Genomic DNA, 8,757 nt, shown 5'->3' with positions numbered 1-8,757 from the left:
CTCCCACGGAATCGCCGACCCTACGCCCGACCAGCGGAAACGCAGTCCTCAAGTCCGAAAAGACAACAGCTACTCAGCAGCCCGGAGGCCGAATCCGCTGATACGGCCGACACCGTGGCGTCCCCGTTGCTGCCGCCAGTTGACCAGGAGCCTGATTCCAGCCATGTATGAGCTGAACCGCGTTCGCCTGTATAACATCGGCCCGACCGGGGCCCGCTATGACGACGTCCTGCTGGATCTGTCCAACGGCGGCCCCCCTATCCCAAGCAGCACTCTGATCCCCTCGGCCGGCCAGCTGTTTAGGCGTCCGGCGCTGGCGACACTGCTCGTCTTGGAGAACGGCGGCGGAAAGTCCGTATTCATTCGGATGCTGCTGTCCACGGTGCTGCCCGACCGGCAGTCCCGTAAAGGCCGTGAGGCGCTGTGCGCATACGTGGTGTCCGCGGCGGCCCCGTCACATGTGGTCCTGGAATGGGTCAATGTCCGCACCGGTGAGACGTTGGTGACCGGACAGGTGCTGGCCCCGGCCGCGGACGACCGGGTCGAGCGGCTGTTCTACTCGCTCAACCCCAACGCCGTCACGACCCTGGCCACGCTGCCGTTCGCCGAGGGCCGCCGGCGGCTGCCGATGAACTCCTTTCACGATGCGCTCAAGCGGCTGGACGCTGCCGACAAGGCGCTGCACGTGGAGATCGACAAACGGCAGGGCGAGTGGGAGAACCACTTGCGACGGCTCGGCCTGGAGCCAGATCTGTTCGCGGTCCAGCAGGCGATGAACGTCGACGAGGGGGACGCAGCCGAGGCGTTCAAGACCACCACCGGCCGGCGGTTCGTGGAGTGGCTGCTGAGCAAGGCGCTGGACGCCGAGAACTTCACCGAGCTGGGCAGCGCCTTCGGGGCCTATGCCAGGAACATCGGGCGGCGCGAACAGCTGCTGCTGGACCGCGACTTCTCCACAGCAACGGCGGCAGCCACCCAGCGCCTTGCCTTACGGCACGCCGAGCAGATGGCCGCAGCCAAGGCGGCCCAGAACGCCGCGACGGAGTTGGCGCAGCTCGCGGCCGCGGTGCAGGAGTCTGTCCAGCGCTCGCAGGACGTGCTGCGCAAGCATCGTGAAGACCGGCAGAGTGCGAAGACGAACGCCGCAGAGCGGCAACAGCTTCGCGAGCAGGCCGACCTGCTCCACAAGGAGGTGCGGCGCAAAACCCTGCTCCTTCGTTGCGACGGAGCGCGTGCCGAAGCCAAGGAGACCGAGAACCGGCTTGCCGGCGAGCGCACGGAGCTGGCCGCCTGGGCACTCGTCCCCAAGGTGCTGAAAGCTGCCGCCGCGCACGAGAAGTACCAGGTCGCCAGCGAGTTGCTGGATGCTGCTGAACAGGCCGCAGGTGCAGCCCGGCTACGTCGCGACAAGGCCGGGGCTCGGTTCGCAGGTGCCCTCCAGAGCGCCGGTCAGCGGTGCGCGACGCAGGCCGAGGACCTCGACCGCAAGAGCGCCAAGGACACGTCGGACGCGGCCGAGGCTGACCGCCGCGCTGGGCAGGACGAACGAGAGGCCACCTCGCGTACCGTCCGTGCCGAGCTGCTGGCCAAACAGGTCAAGGACGTGGACTCCCGCGTGAAGGAGGCGCGCGACCACGGCGTCCTGGAGGAAGGCGAATCCGTTCCCGGAGCCGACGCCCGCCTGTGCAACAAGGCCGACGACAGCAAGACCAAGGCGACGCGGGAACGCGACGCCCACAAGCAACTCGAGCTGGAAGCCCGCCGGCTCGACCAGGCCGCGCACCAGCTGATCGAACCCGAGGTGAAGGCCCGGCAGGCAGCCGAGGCCGCAGTACGGGCGGTCGAGGACACGGACACCGCCGCCGGGGCACTCGCCGCCCAGGCGCTGCTGCGCGAACTCGCCGAACTCGACGGCGACGATGAAGTCCCCGGCGGCGACCCCGCGCTGTGGTTGGAAGACAACGCATCCGCGCTCTGCAACCTGGCCACCGCGGCGCAGGCATCGGCCGGGGACCGGCTGGACGCGTTGACCGCCGACAACCGGGCGGATCAGCGACTGATCGAGGCCCTCACCGTCGACGACGAAGCGCTCATGCCACCGCGTCAGGCCGTCGAGGACCTGCTCGGACTGCTGGCAGACCACGAGATCACCGCGACCTCGGGCTGGCGGGCACTGGAACAGCTGGTGAACCCTCGCCTGCACGCCGAGTCCATCCAAGCCCACCCCGCGCTGGTCGACGGCATCGTGGTGGCCGACCAGGAAGCCTTGGAACAGGCACGGACGGCGCTGACCGAGGCACCACTGCTGCCAGCGGCGGCAGTGCTCGTCACCACCGCCGAGTCGTTGCAGACAGCACCGAACGAACGGAACATCGGGTTCGTCGTGGAGCCGACACCCGCTCTGCACGATCCGACAGCCGCCGCCGAGCTGCGGGAACAGGCCGAAGTTCGCATCGAAAACCGCAGACACACCCTCCACGAACTCACCGAACGCCGGACAGCGGCCTTCCAGCTGGGCAACCGGCTCGACATGTGGCTGCACGATCACCCGGCAGGTGACACCGAGCGGCTGCGCTCCGCCGCGGAAACCGCATCAGCCGAAGCCGCCGAGGCCAAGCTCGCCCTCGCTGCCGCCCGCGACGCCCACACAAAGGCCGTGGACACCCTCGACGAGCATGACACCGTTGCTGCGGATGCTGGGGAGGCCGCAGCCGACGCTGCCCGTATCGCCGACTTCGTTGGGCGGCTCGCGGCAGATGTCGCCGAGGCCGACAAGAACCGTGCCGAGATCGGCACACTCGAAGCGGAAGCCGAAGGACATCACGCGGCAGCCCAGGAATCCCGTGGCGAAGCCGAGCGACTGCGCAACCGAGCCACCGAATACGCGGTGCAAGCCGAGTCACTCCGCCGTGACGCCGCCTCATACGCCGACCGGCTCAAAAAGGTCATGCACGGAAATCAGCCACTCAGCCACGACCAGGGCGAATCCGACCTGGCTGCGTTGGACATTTCCTATCAGGAAGCGGCGGAGGGCTTCCGCGCAGTGGAAGTCGGTGAGGACCTGCGCCAGCGCGTCGACGAGGCACAGAAGGAAGCATCGGATCTTGACGCCGAACTACTCGACGAACCGGCCGACATCGTGGTCCGGGCCCAAGCGCTGGCCTCCTCTCCGCAAGCCGGCAGCACCGAAACCATCGAGGCCACAAAACGGCGCCTCGGCCGCGCCGTGAAGACGCTGGAGGCCGAGCACAGCAGGCGCAGCGAGCGGAGCGGCCAACTGCAAGCGGAAGCAACCGCCGCCGGCCAGCAAAACGGGATGCCCTGGTCCAGCCTGGATGCCGACTGGACGCCATCGAACCCCGCCGAAGGCACGATCCTCACCGAACGGGCAGCCGCCGCGCTGAAGGATGCCGAGGCCCTGCTCACGTCAGCCTCTGAGACGCAACAGACCGCCGAGCGCAAGCTCCACCACGCCGAAGCTGCGGCTCGCGAGATGACAGTCGTCCACCGCGGCCTTGCTTCCGCCGTCCGCAAACTGGAACTTCCGTCCGGCTCCGCACCGTTCGCGGGAACCGCCGACGAAGCGCAGCAGGCTGCCGACACGGCGACCGAGATCTACGGCAAGGCGTCCGACCAGCTGCATGAAGCGAACCAGGCCGTGGACGATGCCGTCCTCGAATTCCGCGAAACCACCAACCACAACCGGTTCGGCAAGCTCAAAGCGCCGATCTACAAGCAGCTTACCGAGATCGACAAAACGTCGCTGATCCAGCGCGCCGACCAGTGGACGGTCCAGCTGATGGGGCGGACCGCCAGCCTGACCACCGACCTGGAGAGCTCCGAACGTCACCGGAAACTGCTGATCGACCAGCTCAAGCACCACACCGGCGAGGCGCTGTCCCTGCTGGAGAAGGCGGAGCGGCTTTCCCGCCTCCCCGAAGGCGCCGGAGTGTGGGCCGGACGCAGGATCCTGAAGATCGGATTTAATAAGCCAGAGCCGCAGGTCCTCGCCGTACGGATCGCCGAGACCCTGGACGAGAACGCCCGCACTCAGCCGAACCTCCCCGGCCGTGACCTCCTTCTGCGCTGTGTCGGAGCCGCGGTACCACGTGACTTCAAGGTGGAGATACTCAAGCCTGACTCCGCAGGCCGCGCCGACTACGCGTCAATCAGCGAGATGGGCAAGGTGTTCTCCGGCGGCCAGGAACTCACCGGCGCGATCATGCTGTACTGCACCCTTGCCGCACTACGCAGCAGCACACGAACCGGAGCCCGCAGCACCAGCCGCCTGGGCGGGATGCTGATCCTGGACAACCCGATCGGCAAGGCCAGCGCCGACTACCTGCTGAGCTTGCAGATGAACATGGCCGCCGCGCTCGGCGTCCAGCTGATCTACACCACCGGGAACATGGAGGACCGGGTGCTGGCCACGTTCCCCCTGTGCATCCGGCTGCGCAACGACGCCGACCAGCGCACCGGGATACGGCATCTGCACGTCACCGATCGCCACGCAAACGAGACGATGCCGGACGAAGACCATGCCACCCGCCGAGTCTCCGCCGCACGACTGCTGGTGAAACCACGCGACCCCGAAAGCACACCCCATGCCGGCGAGGAGACACAGCAGAAGAGCTACAGCGAGATGGACGACTGATGAGCGACAACCCAGGCCCCGAGGAAGACGAGTGCCAACCCTTGTCAGAATCGGCGGCCTGCCTGGTGGCAACCCTGAGCTCGATAACGCAACGCCGTGTCGAACAGGCCACGATCTTTGCAGCTTTCGACCAGGCATGCCCCGGGACGGCCGGCACCACACAAGGCCGCCCCGTCCTCTCTGCGCTACTCGATGAGCTCGCTGACCATCACCTGGTTGAGCTGCCGCGAAGCCGTGACGGATGGGACGACGCACAGCCGCCGCTGCCGCGCTGGCTCCGTCTACCGGTACCGCCCAAGCCAGAGACCAGATCCGTACGTGCGACGACACCAGTCGTCTGGCGGCACGAGCTTTCCTGGGCAAGCGCCGACAAGTTGACCACCACGCAGATCGATGTCCTCAAGAAGATCAATCGATGGCTACGCGACACCGATGGGGACGACGATTGGCGGACCATCGTCCCCATGCGCGAGCGCTCCCTGGAGATCTTCGGTGATGAGAAGCGCCTTGACGCGCTCGCGGCCACCACCTTGTTCGCGCCCGGCCGCCTCACCCTCGCAACACTCTTCGCCGAGCGGATCCCGCCGCCACTGGCCTACGAACGCGTTGGTGAGGGCGACACCGTCCTGGTGATCGAGAACAGCGACACCTTTGAAACCGTCAGCACACTGCTGGCGGGCGACTGCGGGCGCGTTGGCTGGGTTGCGTTCGGCGGCGGCCACGCCTTCGAGGCTTCAGTCGCCCGAATCGCGAGGCTGAACGGCGTCACGGACATCGCCTACTACGGCGATCTTGATGATGACGGACTGACAATCCCGCAGCGGGCCAACGTGTCCAGCGCAGCACTGGGACTCCCACCGGTCCGTCCCGCCGTCGGCCTCTACCAGCTCCTTCTCCGACACAACGCCCGAGGGCCGGCCCCAAAGCGAGTCGAACCGCTCGTCGCCGAACGACGTGTTTCCTGGTTGCCTAAAACCGTCCGTCGCCCGGCAGCTGACATCCTTGTTGCCGGGAACCGGCTGGCTCAAGAGGCTACTGGAACAGTGCTGCTACGACGAGACGATTCCTGGCGCAACGACCTTTGATGGGCAGCGGGTGGAGGTACGGGCCCACAGCCGCGCACCTCGGCGGCCCCCGCACGCGATTCCTCAAGCCCACTTCATCCCGACGACTGTGAGCTCCTGAACCCGCTCAGGTGCCAGGCGCTGTTTGCGTGCCCGGCAGTTGGCGATGAACACTCCCAGCGCACGGTCCTCGCCGTCCACGGTTTCCACGTGCTGGCGAGGAACGTTCAGGTGTCCTTCCCGCTGGTAGTACTGGCGGGCGGCAGCGAGGTTGCCGGCCCACATCTGCGCCCGTGTCCGGCTCACGGCCCTTTGCTCGCCTGCCGCAGATCCTGTCTGAGGCTGCTCCGGGTCTGGCATCAGGTGCAGCACCTCTGTGAGCAGCCACTGCTGCGCGGGCAGCAGACCGTCCCATACGGCAACGGTGCGCTGGACGCCGGCCCACCGCCCGAGGTCCTCGCCCTGGACGACGATCTCCCCGGGCGCAGCGGGCAGTTCTCCGCCGCCGTTGACGTGGGCGCGGGCGAGGTGGAAGCACCGCTGCCAGGCGATGTCCCAGGCAGGGCACCAAGCCGGATCGATCATCTCCAACTCCCGCCACCGCCGCGCACTGTTGGGCCTCCCCGATGCCCGGCCCCCGCCAGGCCCGTTCTGCGCCGCTCGTTCTCGTCGCGCGGCGGCACGCTGGTCACGCAGCCAGATCCCCACGGGATAGCCCTGCCAGGTTGCCTCGGTGGGGGCGAGGAGGTGCCCGTGTTCCCCCGCCCAGCCGCGCGCGGCGGCCAAGCCCTCGGAGAAGGCCATCTCGAGATGAGACCACACCATCCCGGCCGCATCCAGCTCCCTCACCCGTTCCTCAGCCAGGGTGCCCTGGCGGTAGGCGACGCGCTGCCTGGCGATCCACACCCCCAGCGCGAAACCATCGGGAGCGGTATACCCGTAGGGGACCCGCAGGTGCCCCTGATCGACGGCGTAAGCCATCGCGGCCTGCAGCCCCCGCCGCCAGTACTCACCCTCGGGCCGCAGCACACGCGCCCTGATGAACGCCGCCAACTGCACCGGATCCCGGGCCGTGGAGAACCGCAGCAACCCCTGCGCCGCCGCACTGACCACCCCACCCGCTGCCCCGCCCGCAGACGAGCCAGTCTTCCGGCCGGGGGACTGGGGGACGGCGAGCTGCTCGACGGCCTCGGCATCGTGCGCCCGCAGCGCGGTCAGCACCTTCACCAGATGCGTGTACGACCGCGAGGCCAGCATCTCGTCCGGCTCCTCACCCGGCTCCAGGAACACCGGCACCACCAGCGAGGCCACCTTGCCCTCCCCGGGCTGCATCCGCAGCGCCCGGCCCACCGCCTGCACCACATCGGGCGTCGAGCCCCGCGCATCCACGAACACCACCGCATCACACTCCGCGGTATCGACCCCCTCGCCGAGCACACGCGCCGACGACAGCACGCACAGCTCCATCACGGCATCCTCAACCACCCCCGCGGAAAAGGTTTCCAACACCTGCCGCCGGTGTACCGCCCGATGCTCCCCACACAGCCAGTCCGCCCACACCGCTCCCGGCTCCGCGAACGATCCCGCATCGGCCTCCCACAACGCCGAGGCCACCCGCCCCAGCCCGCCCGCGAAAGCCTCCGCCTCACTCGTACGGTGATGAAACGTCAGCACCCGCCGCAGCCGGTGCTCCGCAGCAGTCTTCAAAACCGCCGTCTGCAAGGCCGCCAACCGCACCCCCCGCACCTCATCCGTGAACGCCTGCGCACCCACCAGCCGCACCGCCGACAGCTGCGGATCAGCAATATCCACGCAGACCACCTGGTACTGCGCGATGAGTCCCCGCTCGATCGCCTCCGACATCGTCAGCCGGTACACCACCGGCCCGAAGATCTCCTCATCGTCCATCGACGCCACCAGCTGCCCCGCCCCACCGGCTGCCCCCTCCAGCCCAGGCACCTCCCACAACCGCGGAGTCGCCGTCATGTACAACCGCCGCACCGCCGGCAGCCGCCGATCGTCATGCACCACCGCCCACGGCTTCCCCAACACCCCCGCCGTTCGGTGCGCCTCATCCACCACCATCAGATCCCAACGCCCCGTACCGGCCGCGTGAGCACGCTCCAGAACCCCCAGACCAGCCGCCGCATACGTGGCGAACACCGTCACCCGGCCCGCACCCGTGAGCCACCCCGCCAACTCACCCGCATCGGTAGTGCACCGCACCCCCACAGCAGCCTTCTCGCGCTCAGAGCACACCCCGAACAAGCGACCACCACGCCCGCCAGCACGCCATACACCCACCATCTGACCCAGCAGGTCGAGCGTGGGCACCAGAACCAACACCCGTTCGGCACGGAGCCCCTGCGCTGCAAAAACCGCGATCAGGCTCTTGCCAGCTCCCGGAGGCGCAATCACCTGCGCACGCACCGCCGCGTCCGGGAGCTCTCCACTCACCGAAGACCCGAGCGCGCGGACCACCGCGTCAACTGCCTCGACCTGATGCGGACGGAGCCGCTGCTTCCTCGGCATGAGATCCCGCCTTTCGATCTACGGGGGCAGTGAGCCTTCAGGGTAGAGTCTCTACAGAGAAATTATGATGCAGGACCTCAAGTTGCGAAGCCCTCGCACCCTACAATCGAGCGTGCCGCACACCTGACAGCCCCTGCACCTGAACCCCGAAGACCCACATCCCGCCACCAGCAGTATGGGACAATAGACCCTCATAAGTGACGGCCCGTCAGAAATATGTGACGGAGCGTCAAGTACCCGAGAAGGGAGGAAGACAGACACCGCCACGCTTGGCCCTTTGTAGCCAGCTTTTCAGCAGGGGAGCGAAGCGGACCTGCATCGAGGCGCGAAGCGGCTCGACCGGCGGCTTGCCGCCGGAATAGGCCCGCAACGCGGGCCTATCACATGTCAGTTGAAGCGAAGCAGAAACTGACAGGCGTGGCTTGCCACGCCGGCGCCCGCGGAGCGGGCGCATAGCCGGCGCAACGCGCCGGCTATCGCTGTCCAGCGCGCAGCGCTGTGGGACCC

General features: G+C 67.8%; 3 protein-coding genes. 2 read left to right on the top strand and 1 reads right to left on the bottom strand.

From position 1 onward, the window contains the following. Window positions 1-139: 139 nt before the first annotated feature. Complete coding sequence (locus O3Q52_RS42745; RefSeq protein ID WP_269653931.1) at window positions 140-4,654, top strand: hypothetical protein; 4,515 nt, start codon at window positions 140-142, stop codon at window positions 4,652-4,654. Continuing rightward, window positions 4,654-5,739 carry a Wadjet anti-phage system protein JetD domain-containing protein gene (locus O3Q52_RS42740; RefSeq protein WP_269653930.1) on the top strand — a complete coding sequence of 362 codons (1,086 nt, stop codon included), beginning with the start codon at window positions 4,654-4,656 and terminating at the stop codon, window positions 5,737-5,739. Before O3Q52_RS42745 ends, O3Q52_RS42740 begins: the two co-directional genes overlap by 1 nt. Before the next feature lie 63 nt (window positions 5,740-5,802). Here the strand turns inward: O3Q52_RS42740 and O3Q52_RS42735 are convergent, their stop codons facing one another. Continuing rightward, window positions 5,803-8,250: a DEAD/DEAH box helicase gene (locus tag O3Q52_RS42735; RefSeq protein WP_269653929.1), complete on the bottom strand. Its 2,448-nt coding sequence runs from the start codon at window positions 8,248-8,250 to the stop codon at window positions 5,803-5,805. Window positions 8,251-8,757 lie beyond the last annotated feature (507 nt).

The sequence above is a fragment of the Streptomyces sp. ActVer genome (genome assembly GCF_027270795.1).
Lineage (GTDB): Bacteria > Actinomycetota > Actinomycetes > Streptomycetales > Streptomycetaceae > Streptomyces > Streptomyces umbrinus_A.
The sequence above is the reverse complement of the archived record's forward strand: the minus strand, read 5'-3'. Positions and strand labels throughout refer to the sequence as shown.

Excerpts from the sequence above, each read along its gene's own strand:
- O3Q52_RS42740 (WP_269653930.1), top strand. The coding sequence starts at position 4,654 with ATGAGCGACAACCCAGGCCCCGAGGAAGACGAGTGCCAACCCTTGTCA.
- O3Q52_RS42735 (WP_269653929.1), bottom strand. The coding sequence starts at position 8,250 with ATGCCGAGGAAGCAGCGGCTCCGTCCGCATCAGGTCGAGGCAGTTGAC.